Origin of the sequence: Paenibacillus sp. 1001270B_150601_E10 (assembly GCF_015558675.1) — a bacterium.
GTDB lineage: Bacteria > Bacillota > Bacilli > Paenibacillales > Paenibacillaceae > Paenibacillus_B.
In genome coordinates, this window is the sequence record NZ_JADMOL010000002.1 from 511,072 (window position 1) to 529,913 (window position 18,842).

The 18,842-nt window shown below is 46.8% G+C and carries 16 protein-coding genes, 4 tRNA genes and 1 pseudogene; 18 read left to right on the forward strand and 3 right to left on the reverse strand.

Annotated elements, in window-relative coordinates; translation table 11 throughout:
• Together I2H74_RS07245 and I2H74_RS07250 are read right to left on the reverse strand one after the other, a co-directional pair.
• Nucleotides 1-488, reverse strand: a pseudogene (locus I2H74_RS07245) (hypothetical protein); the annotation flags it as partial.
• A 6-nt stretch (nucleotides 489-494) separates the two neighbouring features.
• Nucleotides 495-1,226 (reverse strand): response regulator transcription factor, encoded by a 732-nt coding sequence (locus I2H74_RS07250; protein WP_195572836.1) that lies wholly within the window; start codon nucleotides 1,224-1,226, stop codon nucleotides 495-497.
• Nucleotides 1,227-1,424: 198 nt separating this feature from the next.
• Between I2H74_RS07250 and I2H74_RS07255 the strand changes: the two genes are divergently transcribed.
• The 10 genes from I2H74_RS07255 (at nucleotide 1,425) to ung (ending at nucleotide 10,310) form a co-directional block, all read left to right on the forward strand.
• The gene (locus I2H74_RS07255; protein ID WP_229106441.1) at nucleotides 1,425-2,282 is read left to right on the forward strand and encodes an ABC transporter ATP-binding protein; all 858 of its coding nucleotides are present in this window, start codon (nucleotides 1,425-1,427) and stop codon (nucleotides 2,280-2,282) included.
• Nucleotides 2,221-3,327, forward strand: a complete 1,107-nt coding sequence (locus I2H74_RS07260; RefSeq protein ID WP_195572838.1) for an efflux RND transporter periplasmic adaptor subunit — start codon at nucleotides 2,221-2,223, stop codon at nucleotides 3,325-3,327. The genes I2H74_RS07255 and I2H74_RS07260 overlap by 62 nt, the downstream gene beginning before the upstream one ends.
• Nucleotides 3,327-6,185, forward strand: a complete 2,859-nt coding sequence (locus I2H74_RS07265; protein ID WP_195572840.1) for an ABC transporter permease — start codon at nucleotides 3,327-3,329, stop codon at nucleotides 6,183-6,185. Before I2H74_RS07260 ends, I2H74_RS07265 begins: the two co-directional genes overlap by 1 nt.
• A gap of 3 nt (nucleotides 6,186-6,188) precedes the next feature.
• Nucleotides 6,189-7,079, forward strand: coding sequence for an ABC transporter ATP-binding protein (locus I2H74_RS07270; RefSeq protein WP_195572842.1), 891 nt, complete (start codon nucleotides 6,189-6,191; stop codon nucleotides 7,077-7,079).
• Between the two features lie 4 nt (nucleotides 7,080-7,083).
• Entirely contained in the window at nucleotides 7,084-8,574 is a 1,491-nt protein-coding gene (locus tag I2H74_RS07275; protein WP_195572845.1) for an ABC transporter substrate-binding protein, read from the forward strand.
• Between the two features lie 210 nt (nucleotides 8,575-8,784).
• Nucleotides 8,785-8,955 (forward strand): hypothetical protein, encoded by a 171-nt coding sequence (locus I2H74_RS07280; RefSeq protein ID WP_195573496.1) that lies wholly within the window; start codon nucleotides 8,785-8,787, stop codon nucleotides 8,953-8,955.
• Nucleotides 8,956-9,206: 251 nt separating this feature from the next.
• Nucleotides 9,207-9,283, forward strand: a tRNA-Met gene (locus I2H74_RS07285).
• Between the two features lie 23 nt (nucleotides 9,284-9,306).
• Nucleotides 9,307-9,383, forward strand: a tRNA-Ile gene (locus tag I2H74_RS07290).
• A gap of 36 nt (nucleotides 9,384-9,419) precedes the next feature.
• A tRNA-Leu gene (locus I2H74_RS07295) sits at nucleotides 9,420-9,508 on the forward strand.
• Between the two features lie 127 nt (nucleotides 9,509-9,635).
• On the forward strand, nucleotides 9,636-10,310 hold the full coding sequence (gene ung, locus I2H74_RS07300) for a uracil-DNA glycosylase (protein ID WP_195572847.1): 675 nt from the start codon (nucleotides 9,636-9,638) through the stop codon (nucleotides 10,308-10,310).
• A 90-nt stretch (nucleotides 10,311-10,400) separates the two neighbouring features.
• Here the strand turns inward: ung and I2H74_RS07305 are convergent, their stop codons facing one another.
• Complete coding sequence (locus I2H74_RS07305; RefSeq protein ID WP_195572849.1) at nucleotides 10,401-11,693, reverse strand: arsenic transporter; 1,293 nt, start codon at nucleotides 11,691-11,693, stop codon at nucleotides 10,401-10,403.
• 190 nt (nucleotides 11,694-11,883) lie between these two features.
• Here I2H74_RS07305 and I2H74_RS07310 point away from each other — a divergent pair.
• The 8 genes from I2H74_RS07310 to I2H74_RS07345 all read left to right on the forward strand — a co-directional run bounded on the left by I2H74_RS07310 (nucleotide 11,884) and on the right by I2H74_RS07345 (nucleotide 18,762).
• Nucleotides 11,884-11,959: transfer RNA gene (locus I2H74_RS07310), tRNA-Val, on the forward strand.
• Between the two features lie 273 nt (nucleotides 11,960-12,232).
• A complete protein-coding gene (locus I2H74_RS07315) occupies nucleotides 12,233-12,916 on the forward strand; it encodes a response regulator transcription factor (RefSeq protein ID WP_195572850.1) in 684 nt (227 codons plus the stop codon).
• Between the two features lie 17 nt (nucleotides 12,917-12,933).
• Nucleotides 12,934-14,592 carry a sensor histidine kinase gene (locus tag I2H74_RS07320; protein ID WP_195572852.1) on the forward strand — a complete coding sequence of 553 codons (1,659 nt, stop codon included), beginning with the start codon at nucleotides 12,934-12,936 and terminating at the stop codon, nucleotides 14,590-14,592.
• A 272-nt stretch (nucleotides 14,593-14,864) separates the two neighbouring features.
• Nucleotides 14,865-16,256 (forward strand): MBOAT family O-acyltransferase, encoded by a 1,392-nt coding sequence (locus tag I2H74_RS07325; RefSeq protein WP_195572854.1) that lies wholly within the window; start codon nucleotides 14,865-14,867, stop codon nucleotides 16,254-16,256.
• A 13-nt stretch (nucleotides 16,257-16,269) separates the two neighbouring features.
• A complete protein-coding gene (locus I2H74_RS07330) occupies nucleotides 16,270-17,685 on the forward strand; it encodes a copper amine oxidase N-terminal domain-containing protein (RefSeq protein WP_195572856.1) in 1,416 nt (471 codons plus the stop codon).
• A gap of 63 nt (nucleotides 17,686-17,748) precedes the next feature.
• The gene (locus I2H74_RS07335) at nucleotides 17,749-17,889 is read left to right on the forward strand and encodes a hypothetical protein (protein ID WP_195572858.1); all 141 of its coding nucleotides are present in this window, start codon (nucleotides 17,749-17,751) and stop codon (nucleotides 17,887-17,889) included.
• A gap of 68 nt (nucleotides 17,890-17,957) precedes the next feature.
• Nucleotides 17,958-18,152, forward strand: coding sequence for a hypothetical protein (locus I2H74_RS07340; RefSeq protein WP_195572860.1), 195 nt, complete (start codon nucleotides 17,958-17,960; stop codon nucleotides 18,150-18,152).
• 166 nt (nucleotides 18,153-18,318) lie between these two features.
• Nucleotides 18,319-18,762: a GNAT family N-acetyltransferase gene (locus tag I2H74_RS07345; protein WP_195572862.1), complete on the forward strand. Its 444-nt coding sequence runs from the start codon at nucleotides 18,319-18,321 to the stop codon at nucleotides 18,760-18,762.
• Nucleotides 18,763-18,842: the final 80 nt, after the last annotated feature.

Below are 18,842 nucleotides of genomic sequence, written 5' to 3' on the forward strand. Positions count from 1 at the left end.
ATCATAAACAAAGCGGCCAGTATCAGTATGCCTCTTAGCATGACGAGGGTTTGCCTAGTTGAAGACAGTTCCTCTGTCACCTCCAAGGTTGCGATATCGCCTTTTTCCCAAATGATCGGGAGTGTCGCTCTTGCTAACAGGTTATGATCGACCTTGATCACGGTTGAAGCTTGATTCAGTTGACTGGAAGGAGGAATATCAGCTAATGCAGAGTCCTTTGTCATCGTTAGGAGTGCCTGCTTGTCCGAATTTAGAATACGTATCATGCCGTCTTGCGGCAAGAAGGCGCGCAGCAGCTGCCTGGAACCTTGACTGCTGGTCGAATCCTTCAGCGCTTCTGCAATCTGATTGGCTCTTGCTGTAATTCGCTTTGCTGCATCCTCAGTTGTCCTGTGATAGAAAAAAGCATAGATCGATATATTGACGATGGAGATCGCAAGGATTAACCACACGCTTGTTAACAAATGAATCTTTCGGCGGATGTTCAATCGAGATCACTCCTTCATCATATAACCGACGCCACGTACGGTATGAATATAAGGCGTCTCGTAAGGGCGATCTACTTTATTTCTGAGGTAGCGGATATAGACGTCGACAACATTGGTATCTCCGTAATAGTCATATCCCCACACATTCGTCAATATTTGTTCTCGCTCCATTACCTGATGGGGATGTTTCATGAGAAACAACAACAAGTCATATTCACGCGGTGTCAGTTCAATCGGCTGCCCTTCTCGCGTAACCTCTCTCGACTTCTTATGAATGACAAGATCGCCTAATACCGTTTGATCCTCTAAGGAAGAGGCTTCGGCGTCAGGTCCTGCATGAAGCATTGCTGATGTACGAAGACATACGCGAATACGAGCCAGCAGCTCCTCGATCTGAAATGGCTTAGTCACATAATCATTAGCTCCAAGATCTAGGCCGCTCACTTTGTCGTGAACAGAATCTCTAGCGGTTAGCAAGATGACGGGGGTATGGTTGTCAGAGGCTCGCATGCGGCGCAGAACCTCCAGACCGCTCCATTCTGGAAGCATTACATCAAGCAGAATGAGACTCCAAGCGCTGCTTGTAAGCTTATGCAGTCCTTCGGTGCCGGTGTATGCGATATCAACTTGATAGCCTTCGTGCTGAAGTTCCAGCTGAATGACACGTGCAATGCTGCGATCATCTTCAACGATTAGAATATGAGGTGGACTAGATTCCACCGGCTTCAACTGCTGCATGTTCTTAATCTCCTATCCATTATCACGTTGTGCTATTAGCATATCTACTATTATATCTCTCGCGCAAGTCGCCTATCAGGCAGAATTTAGGAAATGAAAGCCATTCGTTACAACGGTTGTAACTTTTTTTACCTAGAGATGAATTATACTGAAAAAGATTTTAGTTCTAATACCAATATTATGAAGGGGGTATCGCCATTGTTTAAGAAGCTTCGCTCCAAGAAGCAAGAGTCAGAAGCGGAAAAGGCCCCTGCGGAAGGCGAAGAAATGAAAGAGAAAATCGATACTGACGAGGGGAAATCCATACTCGATCGAGAGACAGATAGAGTAGATTTCAATCGCTCTCGCGAGCATACATACGATCCTTTGCTGCGCGTAACGGAAGTTAAGCGGACCTTCCAGGTTGGGAGCGAACGCATTCCCGTGCTCAAAGGAATTAATATGGAAGTAGCGCAAGGGCAGCTTGTCATGCTGAAGGGAAGATCCGGCTCGGGCAAGACGACGCTTCTGAATATGCTTGGCGGTCTTGATCTGCCGACAGAAGGCGAGATTTGGTTCAAAAATGAGCCGTACTCAACTTGGAGTGATCAGAAGCGAACGCATACGAGAAGACAAGACATCGGGTTTATTTTTCAGGCCTTTGCTTTGATGCCGCTTCTCTCTGCCTATGAGAATGTCGAACTTTCACTGCGCATGGCGAAGGTGCCAAAGTCATTCTGGAAGCCAAGAGTTCAGCATTGCCTGGAACTGGTCGGTCTTGGCAAGCGGATGAATCATCGTCCGTACGAGATGTCAGGGGGAGAACAGCAGCGTGTTGCCATCGCGAAGGCTATTGCGCATAAGCCGCTGCTGCTGCTGGCTGACGAACCGACCGCAGATTTAGACACACAGATGGTTGCTCAGGTCATGGGTGTATTCCAACAGATTATTCGCACAGAAAACATATCCATATGTATGACAACCCACGATCCTACTATTTTGGAGGTTGCAGATCATGTTTATGAGATGGTTGACGGCAGGTTCGTCTCCAAAGTCGGCGCAGCACCGATCATTTAGATGGAAGAAAGGACTGCTATTGGTCCTATCTATTACAATGCTGCTTACTACAGCTTGTTCCATTCTACCTAAGGAAGAAGAGGAAGAGGTATTGCCTCCAATCACCCCTCCTACGACATCCCAAAAGCCTGAATATGAGGTAACAAAGGCAACACTTGAGACAAAGGTATCCGCCAATGGAAAGCTGATGTCTCAACAAGAAGAGAATCTTTACTTTACGCTGGATGGCAAGCGAATCAAGGATGTGCTGGTCAAGAATGGAGATAGTGTGAAGGCCGGTCAGACCTTGGCGGTATTAGATGTAGAGGATATGCAGAAGGATTTGCGCTCGAAGCGCCTGCAGCTTCGCAAAGAAGAAATGCAGATGAAAGAAACGCTTCGCAATAAGGACGAGATGGATCCGATTCAATTTGAGGAAGCACAAATATTGTTTGAGGAGCGCCGCCAAGAAATTGCGGATCTTGAAAATGATATTGCTAAAGCAAAGCTTGCTTCGCCATATTCGGGAACAATCGTGTCCTTAACGATGAAAAAAGGCGACTCTACTAAAGCCTACGAGACGGTAGCGATTGTAGCGGATACGTCAAGACTGGCGATTGCAGTAGAAATGTCTAAGGATGATTTGAAGCGCATTGCGCTCGATATGGAAGCCACGGTCAGCATTAATAATGTAGACAAGAAGCTTAAGGGCAAGGTGAAGACGCTGCCTAATCCTACGACTGAGAATAATAATGGCAACGGACAGCAACCGGGACAGAATAATCAGCAGGATTCGATTGATAAATATGTATTGATTCAGGTTGATGAGCTTCCTCAAGGGCTGAAGCGAGGCACGCCGCTGAATGCACAAATTATTATTCAACGCAAAAAGGATGCTGTTGTCATCCCGACAGCTGCATTAAGAACAATAGGTTCACGTACATACGTTCAGGTCGTTGACGAGAATGGAAAACGCGAGGTTGATGTTGAGGTCGGACAGCAAACGCCAACCCAAATCGAAATCTTGCAGGGTCTTGAGCCTGGACAGAAAGTAGTGGGTCGATAATGGGAATTCCACTATTTCGCTTTTTATTCCGCAAAATGTGGAATACGAGGTGGATGACGCTAAGCACGCTGATCGGTCTTATCGTCGCGGTATCGTTCACTGTAAGTATTCCAATGTATGCAGACGGCGCGCTGAAGCGGGTCATCTCTCAATCCATTCAAGAGAATAGCGAAGGATTGCCGGCAGGCTCCCTCTTGATGCGTTATCAAGCAACAAGCGGAGAGAAGACCGATCTTAACGCTTTATCTAATGTGAATTCGTATATTGAAAATGAAGTGAAGGATAAGATCGGGTTTCCCGCACTGCTATACGTTCATTCTCAACAAATTCGACCAACTGAGGTTATTCCGGTTGATCCGACAAAGGTTGATGCGAGCCGCGTCCGCAATATGACGCTAGCAAGTCTATCGGCGCTCGACCAGCAGGTGGAATTGTCCAATGGAAGAATGAACAAGGATGGCAGCGCTAATGGGGTGCTTGAGGTTGTCATGCTTGAAGACGCGATGTATCGCAACGATTTGCATGTAGGCGATGAGCTGGATTATCCGGTTTATGGAGGATCGAACGTTACCTTGCGTGTAAAGATTGTTGGAACGTTCAAGCCGAATAATGAGAGCAGCCCGTACTGGTACCAAGGGTTCGAGAGCATGATGAATACGCTGTATCTGACTCCGAACACACTGCATGATGTGGTCTTAAAGGAAAACAACGTCCAGCTTCAAAATTCTAGCTGGTATTATGCATTTGATCTAAGAGAGATCAAGACGAGCCAGATTGCGGAATTGCGTTCGACCTTGGATCGCTTAGGTATAGATCTCTACCAGAAGATGAAAGGAACGAATGTCGAGCTGTCTTTTGCGAAGCTGCTGGATGAGTTCCGTTCTCAAAGCTTAAGGCTGCAAATGATGCTGTTCACGCTGGCAGCACCGATGATCGCGATGGTGTTCTACTTTATTGCGATGAATGCCAATCAAGCGCTCGAGAAGCAGCAAAGCGACATCTCGGTTATTCGCAGCCGCGGAGCAAGCACGAAGCAGATTATTCTCATGTATCTGCTGGAGGGCCTGATCCTAGGAGGCTTTGCCTTGTTTGCCTCGCCGTTCTTTGGCTGGTTTATGGCGAAGTCGATCGGCTCCGCGAACGGCTTCCTTGAGTTTGTAAACCGGAAGTCCATTCCGGTTGGGTTCTCGACGGATGCGGTGATCTTTGGTACAGCAGCCGTTATTATCGCGCTGACCGCAACGCTCATTCCTGCGATAGCAGCAGCGAGATCCTCAATCGTTAATCTTAGACAGAAGATGGCGCGCAAGGATAAAAAACCGTTCTGGCAAAAATGGTTTTTGGATATTGCTTTATTAGGGGTAGCGGGTTATGGCTATTATCTGTCCAATCAGCAGCAGCTGATGTCCTTCCAAACAGGAATGACATCCGATCAGCTTCAGGTGCAGCCGTTCCTATTCTTTGTGCCTGCACTGGCGATATTCTCTATCGGATTATTTTTCTTGCGAATATTCCCGTGGCTGTTGAAGCTGTTCCAGTGGATATTTTCAAAGATATTGCCATTGCCGATGTACTTAACATTGACTCAGCTTTCTCGTTCGGCGAAGTCCTACTATCCTTTGATGATCCTGCTTATCCTTACCCTAGGCCTTGGCGTCTATAACTCTTCCGCTGCTCGTACCATTGATGTGAACTCAACGGAGCGCACGCAGTATAAATACGGTACGGATGTTGTGATTCAGACGGTATGGGAAGGAACGCCTGAGATGGATCCGAATGCAGGCAAGCCTGGAGGAAACGGTCAAGGTGGAAATGGAGGCAATCCGGGAGGCGGCGGACAGCAGCGTCCAAGCAAACTGATTTATAATGAGCCGCCATTCGAATTGTTCAAGCGTCAGCCGGGTGTTGAAGGGGCGGCACGAGTGCTTCGGACGAAAGCGAACGTCATTGTATCCGGACGTTCGATCGGCCAAAGCATGCTGATGGGAATCGATAATGTCGACTTTGCGAAAGTAGCATGGCTGAGAGAGGATATGTTCCCGGTTCATCCATATAAATATTTGGATGCGCTTGGCAAGTACACGGAGAGCGGCGTCATTATCTCCTCGAATGCAGCGAAGAAGTATCAGCTTAAGCCAGGGGATTCGATCTCCATTTCGCTCTCGGATCATATGGTGGACTTTATGATTGTGGCGGTGCTGCCTTATTGGCCGACGCAATACCCCGATCAAGCACCGTTCTTTATTGCCAATCTGGACTATATCTTTGATCAGTCCTCCATCCAGCCTTATGAAGTTTGGTTGAAGATGAAGGATGGGGCGAAGCTTGCGCCAGTTATTGAATCGCTCCAGAAGGAAGGCATAGAGCTTGCATCCGTAACAGATGTGAGATCGGAGTTGATTGCTCAGAGCAAGCATCCTTCTCGTGGAGGCGTATTCGGCATTTTGAGTATGGGCTTCCTGATCTCGATTACAGTCTCATTGATTGGTTATCTGTTGTATTGGTTCTTTAATTTATCAAGCCGTGTCGTACAGTTTGGTGTCTTGCGTGCAATGGGTCTGTCCAAAGGCCAGCTGACAGGCATGCTCCTCTTGGAGCAGCTGTTTACAGCAGGCTTATCGATTGGCTTAGGTGTCGTCATCGGTAAGATTGTCAGCTATCTCTTCCTTCCATTTTTGCAGGGAGCGGAAAGCGCCCAAATGCAGGTGCCGCCGTTTAGAATCATTTTTGATTCCAGAGATACGCTTCAATTGTACTTCGTCGTACTGGTCATGATGATTCTCGGAGCATCGATGCTGTTCATGCACATTCGACGGCTGCGCGTGCATCAAGCCGTGAAGATGGGAGAGGAGCGTTAAGACATGATTCAATGTGAAGGTCTAGTCAAAATTTATAAGACCGATGACCTCGAGGTAGTTGCGCTTCAAGGCCTCAATCTTACGGTTAACGAAGGCGAAATGATGGCGATCATCGGCAACAGCGGAAGCGGGAAATCCACCTTTTTGAACATCCTGGGCGGACTTGACCGCCCTTCAGCTGGCACGATAACCGTGGATAAGTGGAATCTCTTGAAGATTACAGACGAGGAGCTTGTGAAATACAAGCGGGACACGGTCGGCTTCATCTGGCAGAATAATGCGAGAAACCTGCTTCCTTATCTGACGGCGCTTGAGAACGTAGAGATGCCGATGATGCTCTCTGGCCGATTGGATCGGGCATATGCCAAGCAGCTTTTGACTTGGGTGGGTCTCTCTCACCGAATGAACAACAAGCTTACGGAGCTCTCCGGGGGAGAGCAGCAGCGGGTAGCTTTGGCAATCGCCTTGTCCAATAAACCGAAGCTGCTGCTAGCCGATGAACCGACAGGCTCCGTCGATACAGAGACGGCGGATATGATTATGGATATCTTCCGGAAAATGAATCGGGAGCTGGGCATTACCATCGTTATTGTTACGCACGATATGGCGCTCGCAGGGAAGGTTGACCGGGTCGTTGCCATCCGGGACGGCCTAACGAGTACAGAATTCATTAAACGCAATCCAAGCCTGCATGAGGCGGCTCAGCAAGGTTTTAAAAATGAAGTAGGGCATCAGCTCCATGACGTTCATGAAGCGTATGTTGTTGTCGATCGCGTGGGTCGCTTGCAGGTTCCAAAAGAATTCCTTACTGCATTAGATATTAACGATAAAGCCTCGATGGAATTCGATGGTGACAAGATTATTATTCGCACACCTAACAAGTTGGAGGAGTAAGCCGATGAAAGCACATAGTCAGGTACGTAAATGGCTGATCACAGCCCTTACCTTTACGATGATTTTCCCGATTCTGGCTGCATGTACAAACAATACAAACCAAGAGAGCAAGCAGGAGCAGGTACTTCGTATCGGTGTTGTCTATGGTGGATTTGATGATTCATACTTTAGACAGCAATTTACGGATGCATACGAATTGACGCATAAGAATGTGAAGATTGAGATCGTACCTGCAATCAACTACATGGATCAGCAGTTTGAAGAGCCGGATGAGAACGGCGTTCGCAAGGAACCAGACCGCCTTGAAGCGATCAAGAAGATCATGGAGGGCGATAACCCTGTTGATGTCGTCGTTACGGATGTGTCGCAGTTCCGCTCCCTCGCTCGCGACGGACTGCTGACTTCACTTGATCCAAGAATTCAGCAGGATCAGCTGAATACGGATGACTTTGTTCCAGCTGTTATCGATGGCCTTAAGAATATGGGAGATGGAACGTTGTATGGACTAAGCCCAACATTCATGTCCTCTGTCATTCTGTATAACAAGAAGATCTTCCAAGAGGCAGGCGTAGAGCCGCCTACAGACAACATGACGTGGGATGATTTGTTTAACTTAGCAAGACGAGTATCGACGGGTGAAGGCAAGGACCGGATCTTTGGATTCAATTTCGAACGATATCCGAATGACAACGGGTTTAATGCGCTGATGACGAACTTTACGGACCCGCTCAATCTTCGCTTTGTAGATGAGAAGAAAGAAAAGCTGCTAGTGAACAGCCCTCAATGGGAAAGATCCTGGTCGCAAATTACGAAGCTTATTAATGAAAAGATCATTCCTTCTTCTGAGGATATGAATACCGTATATGATGAAAAATCAACTCCTGGTCCTTTTGACTACGACTTCTTTATTTCCGGTCGCTTGGCAATGGTGGTAGGTGATTATGGCTACATTAACGGTGACTTGACCAACGTTATGAAAAATGCAGCGAAGATTAAAAACTTCAAGCCATTTGAATGGGATGTCGTGACGATTCCTTCTCATCCAGAAGCAGAAGGCGTCTCTGGCTATGTACAGTTGTCCAACATCTTCTCGATTAATCAGAAAGCAGCTAACCCCGAGATTGCTTGGGACTTTATTCAATACTTGAATGGCGAAGACTGGAGCAAGCTTCGTTCGCGCAGCAGCTATGAGATGGTATCCCGCAAGTCCTTTATTAAGCCGCCAGCAGGCTCCAGCTACAATATCGAAGCCTTCTACAAAGTGAAGCCATCCACACCTACGGGAGCATCCATGAATGATCTCATGATGGAAAACCCGAACATGTGGCAGGTAAGCGAAGTAGGACGTAATCTCTTTACTGAGGTTGCAAAAGGAAGCAAAACGATTGCAGAGGCATTGAAGGAATGGGAGACGAAGGGGAACGAGCTTCTTCAACAGATTAAGAACAGTCCTGATGGCGGTGTAGGTATTATGCCGGGCATCTATGGCGGTTAATGCACTAATCATTCAATCATACGGAATTATGGAAAGGGATGTCTTTGAGACATCCCTTTTTTGTGATTATGGCCTGACTTTCTGATGTCTTTCATTTATTTAGGTCCCTTAGGAGAATGTTTGTTCATGGATTCATGAAATTGTACATTTTTGGACATAGTAAAGGTGGTGAGCTGAATTTTTGTAGGAAGCTGTAAGGGAGTGTGCAACATGGATTTGAAATGGGTGTATTGGGGCAAACTGTACGATTCCAAGTTTCAAGCAAGAGTTCTTCAGCAGCGGCTTGAGCATGATGCTTGGATGTATGGCTATGATACCCCACAGGAGATAGAGGTGTTTCGATCACGTCGTGGAAAATACGGTGTTCGCTTTATTCTTTAGCTATTAGCACGCCCCAAGTCTTTAAGGCAAAGTATGAGACGTGTTTATCTTGACTTTGCACCATTAACTAACATACAAATGGATATAATCGTTTCTTTATTTGTATAATTGAAACAGCTATGATGAGCTAAGAAAACGGTTATCCAGGTTAAATGTTTATCGTGTAAAAAAAATCAAATTGCTTCTTGACTGAACCTATATTCATGTTGTATAGTATTACTTGTCGCTGATAACAGTGATTGAGAAAATGACGCGGGGTGGAGCAGTTCGGTAGCTCGTCGGGCTCATAACCCGAAGGTCGTAGGTTCAAATCCTGCCCCCGCAACCAATCAATATTTGATTTACAACTATGGGCCCTTAGCTCAGTTGGTCAGAGCGGTCGGCTCATAACCGATTGGTCGTGGGTTCGAGTCCCTCAGGGCCCACCATAAGATTAACAGTTTCATAGATTCATAGCTTATTATGCCGGGATGGCGGAATTGGCAGACGCACAGGACTTAAAATCCTGCGGTAGGTGACTACCGTACCGGTTCGACCCCGGTTCTCGGCACCATTCAATTATACCTATGAACAGTGAATGTTATGATTATGGAATATAACTTCTTTCGCCGAGGCGGAAGGAGTTTTTTGATTTTGTACTTCTTTTTAGATTGAAAAATGGGATGATAGGAGTGGATGGAGTGAGCTTTAAGATCGATAACGATTGGAAGGAACAGCTGTATGATGAAGTACGCAAGCCTTACTTTAAGCAGCTATGGGGATGGCTGCTTCAGCAATATGAGAAGGAGCGCATTTATCCTCCTCTGGATCAGGTATTCACAGCGTTTCGCCTTACGCCATATCAAGACGTAAAGGTCGTCATCGTCGGTCAAGACCCGTATCATGGACCAGGACAGGCACACGGCCTAAGCTTCTCGGTGCTGCCGGGAGTGCGAATTCCACCGTCTCTTCTTAATATGTTAAAAGAATGTGCCGATGATATAGGTACAACGATGCCGAACCATGGATATCTGGAATCATGGGCTAAGCAGGGTGTGCTTATGCTGAACACCGTCATGACTGTTCAAGATGGACAAGCCAACTCCCACAAGGGAATGGGATGGGAGAACTTTACGGATCATGTGATCACGAAGCTTAATGATCGGGAAGAACCGATTGTATTTGTATTGTGGGGCAGCCATGCACAGGCCAAAATGAAGATGATCGACAGCAGACATCATATCATTAAGGCACCGCATCCTAGTCCGCTGTCAGCTCACCGCGGCTTTTTCGGCAGCCGTCCCTATTCGAAGATCAATGAGACGCTTCGTGCTTGGGGCAAGGATGAAATTGATTGGCAGCTGCCTATGCTGTAACAAGAAGCTATCATTATAAAATGCACTTGCATCAGGCGAACGCCGTCATGCGAGTGCATTTTTTTGTAGTCATGCTGTTATCGTTGTTCGTTAGTGAATGAAATACAGCCATCCTGCAAGTCCTAGCAGCGTGATAAGAAGGGTTGGAATCGTGATGACGACGCCGACTTTGCAGTAATCCTTCCATGAGATTTGAATGCCTTTGCGAGACAATACATGAAGCCAGATGAGTGTCGCGAGCGAGCCGATTGGCGTCATTTTGGGACCGAGATCAGAACCGATGATGTTTGCATAGATAAGTGCCTCTCGGATTAAGGGTTCCGCCTGAAAAGTGTCAATGGACAGCGAGCCAATCATGACGGTTGGAAGATTGTTCATCACCGAGGATAGGAATGCGGACAGTACGCCCATTCCCAAAGTTGCAATCACGACGCCTTCCTGAGCAAACCATTGTATCCATTGGCCAAGCAGATCTGTTAACCCTGCGTTGCGAAGCCCAAATACGACGACATACATGCCGATGGAGAATATGACGATCGTCCAGGGCGCTTCCTTTATGATTTTGGTCGTTTCGATTGCAGGGCTTCTTCTAGCCGCAAGCCATAACACGAACGCTGCGATGCCGCCTATAAAAGATACCGGCAAATGCGTCCATTCGCTTGTAAAGTAAGCGAGCATCAGAACACCGAGTATGACCCAGGATAAACGAAACAAACGAATATCCTTGATTGTGCTGCTTGGCACAGGCACTTCCTCAGGCTGATACTGCGGCGGGAGATGCTTTCGATAATACAGCAGCAGAACGCCTATGCTTGCAGCGCAAGAGACAAAAAAGACGACGACCATGCGCGAGGCATATTCGGCAAAGCCAATGCCAAAGAAGTCGGCTGCGACGATGTTTACAAGATTGCTAATGGTAAACGGAATGGATGCCGTATCCGCAATAAATCCACTTGCAATGACAATCGGAATCACATATTTTTCCTCAAAATGAAGGGCGCGAACCATCGCAAGCACAATCGGCGTCAAAATAAGCGCAGCGCCATCGTTGGCAAAGAAGGCAGAGACGATGGCTCCGAGTATGATGATGCTGATATAGAGTCTCGTGCCCTTGCCTTTTGCTAGCAAAGCCATATGTAGGGCCGCCCATTCAAAAAAACCAATCTCGTCCAAGATCATGGAAATGATGATGATGGCGATAAAGGTAAAGGTGGCATTCCAAACCATAGACGTAACCTGAACGATGTCTTGCAAGCTTACAATTCCAAACAGCAAGGCGAGCAGGGCACCGATAGAGGCAGGCCAACCAATGGATAAGCCTCGCGGCTGCCAGATGACAAAGATGAGTGTGATGATAAATAATAAACTCGCCCCAATGACCATGTTCTTAAACTTCCTCCCCATACTTCCATATGTTGCAGGGACCATCGTGTTATGTGATTAATCCCTATCCTGTTATAAGCCTTCTGATGACAAGCGTCAATCTTTTCTTCTTAGCTCATTCCGGAAGTGATGGCGTTGACAATTCAAATTGAACCATGATATAGTGAATTTACCGTATTTATCATGTTCTGATCTGTTAGCTCAGCTGGGAGAGCACCATCTTGACAGGGTGGGGGTCAGTGGTTCGAGCCCACTACAGATCACCATATTCGATAATCAGGAGTCCTTTGCAGAAGGACTCTTTTTTGTTGTATAGAGAAACTTTAAGAGGTATATCCTTCTAGAGCTCGCTTGCAGAGTAAGCATGACAACAACAGAATGGTTAGATCGATTTTCAACACGACTTAGAACAGAAAGTATGGAGCAGCGCTGTTTTTTTATACGGTTGATCTTCATTTTCCTTTCAGCTAGCATTCAGGTGTTTCCATTCGGGGTATTGTATAATATTGAGGCAACAACAAGTGATGGAGGACAATAGGATGATGCAAGTGAAAGGAATTCGCATACTTGTCGTCGATGATGAACCGAATATTTTGCAGTTTTTGGAGCTTGGACTCACGAATGAAGGCTATGATGTAAAGACGGTTCAGGATGGAATGAGCGCGATTGCATTGATGAAGGATTATCAGCCTCATGTTGTCATATTGGATGTAATGATGCCAGGAATGGACGGCTTTGAGGTTGTTCAGATGTTAAAGAAGATGGATCAAGTAGCCGTTATTATGCTGACAGCAAAAGATGAAGTGGATGATCGCGTAAAAGGGCTAAGTCTTGGCGCGGATGATTATATGGTAAAGCCCTTTAGCTTTGTTGAGCTGCTTGCTCGCATACAAGCACGAATCCGCAATCAATTTCCCAACCTTGCAGGAGAGGTGAATCTTGGGCCGTTCTGCATCGATGACCGCAGAAAAGAAATTACGCTTCATGAACGCATCTTGGAACTGTCGCCAACCGAGTACGAATTATTGAAATTCATGGTCATGAACCATGGATTGGTGCTTAGCAAATCGCTTATCTTGGACAAGGTATGGGGCTATGACTTTGGCGGGGATGAGAATATCGTTGAGGTTTATATCCGCTCGCTAAGGGAAAAGCTTGGAGACCGGGAGCACCAGTTGATACGCACTCTACGAGGCGTCGGTTATCGGATGGACTTGCCGTGAAGAAAGGAGGCTCGCCGGTGAAGCGTACAACGAAGGGTCTAGGACGCCACAAGCGGAAACGTTATTGGCTGGCGCTTCGCACGCTAAGAGGAAAACTGTTGTTTCGATCGCTACTGTTGGTCGCAATTATCCTCTTTCTTGTGGGCATCTTTCAATATGTGTTCATTAAGCAATATACGTATCAAAATAAAGCTGACAGCATGCTGAATCAGGTGGTCTCTATACCGCCAGAGACATGGAGACAGAACGGCGTTCCATTGCCGCGGCCTGAAGGGGTTGGAACGAAGAATCCGTATTGGACGTTTAAAGGGGAAGGGCAGAGGAGCACAGACCAATCGAATAAAGAGGATCAAACTAAGAAACCCAGCAGCAGCTCGTCTGAGCAGGAACCAGAAAAGACGACGCATAATGGAAAGCCTGCGCCAATGCTCTTTCTGCCAGGATTGTCTATGGCCTATATTGATGAGAACGGACAATATTCCATCTTGTCGGAATGGAATGATGCAGGCACCCCGCCTGTGCTGAGTACAGAAGAATACAAAGCCGTTCTAGTGGAGGCAAAGTCAAGACGGGAGCCTTCCTCTGCGTATAGAGTGATGGATAATCCGGAAGGGAAGGAGCAGCTTGTCGTCTTTTTCCCGGTGCCGTTTAATGATCCGTATGCGTTGGTGCAAATTAGTTCAGATACCGATCGGATGAACAACGAGCTTAATCGGCAGCTGCTTATTTACATCGTGTTGTCCTTGATTGCACTGGGGGCAGGGATTATCGCCTTCCTGCCCATGCTCAAGAAGACATTAATGCCCCTCTCCAATATGGTCCATTCCGTTGAGCAGATCAATGCAGGAAGCTTGGAGAAGCGATTATCGGTTAGCCAGGGGCAAGAAGAGATCGATAAGCTGTCCATCTCCTTTAATGAGATGCTGGAGCGTCTTCAGGCTTCCTTTGAAGCTGAAAAGGAGGCGAAGGAGCAGATGCGGCAGTTTATTGCCGATGCATCGCATGAGCTCCGAACCCCGCTAACTTCCATTCATGGTTTTCTTGAAGTGCTGCTGCGCGGAGCTTCGCAGCAGCCTGAACAGCTGGATCGGGCGCTGAGAAGCATGTACGGAGAATCAGAACGCATGAATAAGCTCGTTCATGATTTGCTGCTGCTTGCCAAGCTGGACCGGGCTCCCCAGCTCACGATCCGTACGGGAAGGCTTGGCGGCATGATTCAAGAGATGGAGCCGCAGCTTCGATTGCTGGCTGCAGAACGACAGGTCAGCTTCGAGCTAGACGTAGACACGATCAGTGCATTTGATACGGACAAATTAAAGCAGGTCATCCTGAATCTGTTCTACAATGCCGTGCAGCACACCGATCCTCATACTGGCGCTATCTCCTTGTCATTAGTCACCCGCAATAATGAGCATCTTGAGCTGTCCGTTCGCGACAATGGAATAGGGGTTGACGAGGAGCACCTGCCGCTGCTGTTCAATCGCTTCTATCGAAAGGACTCTGCTAGAGCACGCAAGCACGGGGGAGCGGGCTTAGGCCTTGCGATTACCAAGTCGATTATTGACTTGCATGGGGGGGAGATTCGAGTAACGAGCGAAGTGGGCAAAGGGACGGCTTTTCGGATTAAGCTCCCTATTCATATCGATCCCTTGCAGCATGAGAAAGCCAGCAATTAAAGCTTTCTATAAAAGTCTTCATTCTTGCCTTAAATAGCAGGATGAAGGCTTTTTTGTGCTGCTCAAAACTTGAACACGAGCCACTGCCCGCTCTAACCGATCCATATTCTGTATTCAGGAAACATTCAGTTTCTCTTCCGCCAAGGTTCAGGTTCAATTCAGGATGATTTCAGCGGAGATTGATATGCTTCCTCTAGCTTGTTAAACAAGCTGCATAGCACGTTCGATTACAACGCTATGCATATGGCATGGACAACGAAAGAGGGACAACGATGTTATTTAACTCCTATCCGTTTATATTTATTTTTCTGCCGATCTCCTTATTGGGCTACTTTGCCCTGCATCGCTTGAAGCAGAAGACGGTAGCTCAAGCATGGCTAGCGCTCAGCTCGATATTTTTCTATGGATGGTGGAATGTCCAGCATGTACCGCTATTGCTTGGCTCTATTCTGTTCAATTACTTTATTGGGCGGATGATCCTGCGTGCAGGCGCTTCAGAAGCTGTGAAGATGAAAAAATGGGTGCTTATGCTGGGGCTGTTGGGCAACATTCTGCTGCTTGGTTACTACAAATATCGTGACTTCCTGATCCTGAATTGGAATGAACTGACGGGGTCACAGATTGGACTGCTTCAACTGGTGCTGCCACTGGGCATAAGCTTTTTCACCTTTACGCAGATTGCCTATTTGGTAGACTGCTACCGCGGGATGGCTAAGTCATATGGCATGATCGACTACGTTCTTTTTGTCACATTCTACCCGCATTTAATTGCAGGACCCATCATTCACCATCGGGAGATGATGCCGCAGTTTGAGGAAATGCAAACGAAGCGCTGGGACTGGACGAATGTGAGCCACGGCTGCTTCCTCTTTTGTATCGGATTGTTTAAAAAAGTGGTCATTGCCGACACCTTCGCTGGCTTTGCGGATATCGGCTTTATGAATGCAGCTCATTTTTTTGATTCATGGGCCGCGGCATTAAGCTATACCATTCAGCTGTACTTTGACTTTAGCGGTTATTCGGACATGGCGATAGGACTTGCCTTATTCTTTAACGTACGTTTACCGCAAAATTTCGACTCGCCCTACAAAGCACGTTCGATTCAGGATTTTTGGCAGCGCTGGCACATGACCTTGAGCCGATATTTGCGAGATTACATTTATATTCCGCTTGGCGGCAATCGAAAGGGTACCGTAAAGGCGATCCGCAATACGATCATCACGTTTGTGATCGGCGGCCTGTGGCATGGAGCGGGCTGGACCTTTATTGTCTGGGGGCTTATGCACGGTCTTGCTCTTGCCGTACACCGATTGTGGAACCTTACTAGATACAAGCTTCCAGGCTGTATCGCCTGGGGTCTAACCTTTTTATTTATCAATGTCACCTGGGTCGTATTCCGCGCGGAGAATGGCTCTCAAGCGATTCGTATTCTAAAAGGAATGTTTGGATTGCAGGGGATTGAGTCATCAATCAGCCTATCATCAGCAGGTGTATGGCTGGCCATCATGATTCTCCTGCCGATTATTTATCTCGCGCCGAATTCAACGGAGTTGAATGAGCGACTAGCATTCCGCAGAGGAACGGCGTTGGCGATGGCTGCATTCTTTGTTATCTCTCTGCTGTTCCTGAATCGGATCACGACTTTCTTGTACTTTAACTTCTAGTGGAGGGGATATCATGAACAAATGGAGCAGCCCCCGGACATTTGTAATCCGATTTATTCTTTACACCCTTTGCTTTGCAATTGGTGTAGCGGGTTTAACAGCAATTCTAGACCCGTGGCAAATTTACCATCGGGCATACGGCTATACGCCTTATTTATCCAATGAACAGCGTTATCAGAATCCTGGTCTTGCGCTGAGTTATGATTACGATACGATCATCATTGGCACATCCATGACGGAGAATTTCCTTCCTTCAGAAGTGGATCAAGCTTTGGGGGGAAAGACGATGAAGTTGTCTATTCGCGGCTCCACCTCTGATGAGCACTATAAGATGGCAAAGCTGGCCCTTTCGACAGGAAAGGTTAAAAAAGTGCTCTGGGGCTTGGATTACTTTTCATTGAAGACAGGCACTGAGGAAGATTTCCCGGATTACTTGTATGATCAGCGCTGGTGGAATGATTATCCCTATTGGTTCAATTATTCAGTCTATCAGCAATTTGCTAAGAGCCTATGGCGAACGTGGCAGGGCGCCCAAGATCAAGATATGGAGTACTTGTACAACTGGAATGACGATGTGGTGTTTGGCAAGGAGCAGGTGGCGAATGCTTATGCCAAGGCTAGCAGTGAAGAGGCTTATTTTTCGTTAAATGAAGAATCTATTGACGTGCTGCAGCAGCGCTTCCGGACAGACATTTTATCCTTAGTGAAAGAGTATCCGGATGTTGAGTTTATTTTTTACTATCCTCCGTACAGTATCCTTAGACAATCGGTTTGGTATTATTCCAATCCGACTCGATTTGAAAATCAGCTGGAGATGCGAAGCTGGATGTACGAACAGCTATCCAACCATGAGAATGCAAGAGTCTATGACTTCCAAGCTTCGGACTGGACGCACCAGTTAGATTTGTACAAGGATTTGTCTCACCATAATCAAAAGGTGAATTCATGGATTATTCAGGCGATTGGCAGAAAGGATGCCAATTATTTGATGACAAGCGCTCATGCGAAGGAGTGGAATGCGAAGCTAGAGGGCGATGCGCGTACAGCTTTGCTCGATCAAGATCTTCACATCCAACATGTTGATGTTCAAGTAAATGGGGAATCGGTCACCTTCGCCAACAAGGTGCTTCGTGATGATGAGATTCTGGTGTCTGTCAAGGAAGCAGCAGCGCTCTTGAAGGCGGATGTGGAGTGGAATGCGTCTACAAGGACGATGATGATTAGAAAAGGATCAACGGAATTAGAGCTTGTGATTGGCAAGACAGAGGGGACGCTTCGACAAAACCAGGAAGAGACGCTGTTAAGGTTAGCTGACAAGCCAGAACTGATTGGCGGCATCTCTTATGTCCCGCTGTCCTTTGTTTCCCATATCTTTCATGTAGACGTTGTTCAAGTCAATGTCATATCTGCATCTTCTAAATCCAATTGAGGCTTCATATCAATGAAGGAGGGGGCTATGCTGCCCATATCCTGAAGGATGAGGAGGAAGCTTATGGGTGCTGAATTGTTTGCGTGGCTTGTCGGATTGTTTCTGCTGGTAGGTGGAGTATGCTGGTATTTGCTTCAATTTCTTCGTCAGGATAGTCATTCGCATGATGAGCAATATGTATGGCAGCGGAGCGTCGAAAAATAAGGTTTACTTTGCAGTCAAATCGGCCACAATGTTTACGTAATGAATGTAGGTAACAGAGGAGTGGCTAGATGCTTCGCAGAAAAATATTGAAAATAGCAGCTCTCATCACAGTGCTAAGCATTCTTCTTTTAGGTTGTACACCATACCTGTTAGGCGCGCCCGAGTATCTGATTGATATCCCTGTAGATACAGAAGGACCGAATCCGCCTATTTACGAAGAAGTATATGGTAAGCCTGTTCCTTCGGATGTATATAATCCTTAAACAGACAAACCTGGCAAGCAGGTATCAATAGCCTCGTCGATCGGCGGCAAGCCGTGAAGCACGGGGCTATTGTTTTGTTTCAAGCTAAACAGAAGAGATGAGTATGTACATGGAATGGGGCATTTTGTATAATGTAAGGCTAATGGATGAATTGGAGGGACCGTGAATGCCAGCAGAGATTATTGAAGTGAAGACCGAAGAACAATTAAACGAATGCCTTAAAATACGCCAAACAGTCTTTGTAGAGGAACAGAAGGTGCCAGCTGAGCTTGAGGTTGATGAATCTGATCGATTGGATGCTCATTCGATACACGTTCTTCTCATGGTGGATGGCGCTTATATCGCAACAGGAAGAATGAAGTTAATCGATGAATTTACGGCAAAGATGCAGCGTGTAGCCGTGTTGTCCTCCCATCGCGGCAATGGCAATGGACGATCACTGATGCTTGGGCTTGAGCAGGTTGCAAGAATGCATGGGGTAGAAAGCTGTATGCTCGATGCGCAGTGCCATGCCGAAGGATTCTATCAATCATTAGGATATGAGACAATATCGAAGGAGCCGTTTTATGATGCAGGCATTCTCCATGTCCAAATGAAAAAGAAGTTGTAGCAGGTACTCATCATCGGCTTATAAATCGGATATCCATGCAAATATTCATAATCTCACTTCGTTTCGGACAACCTAAGAAT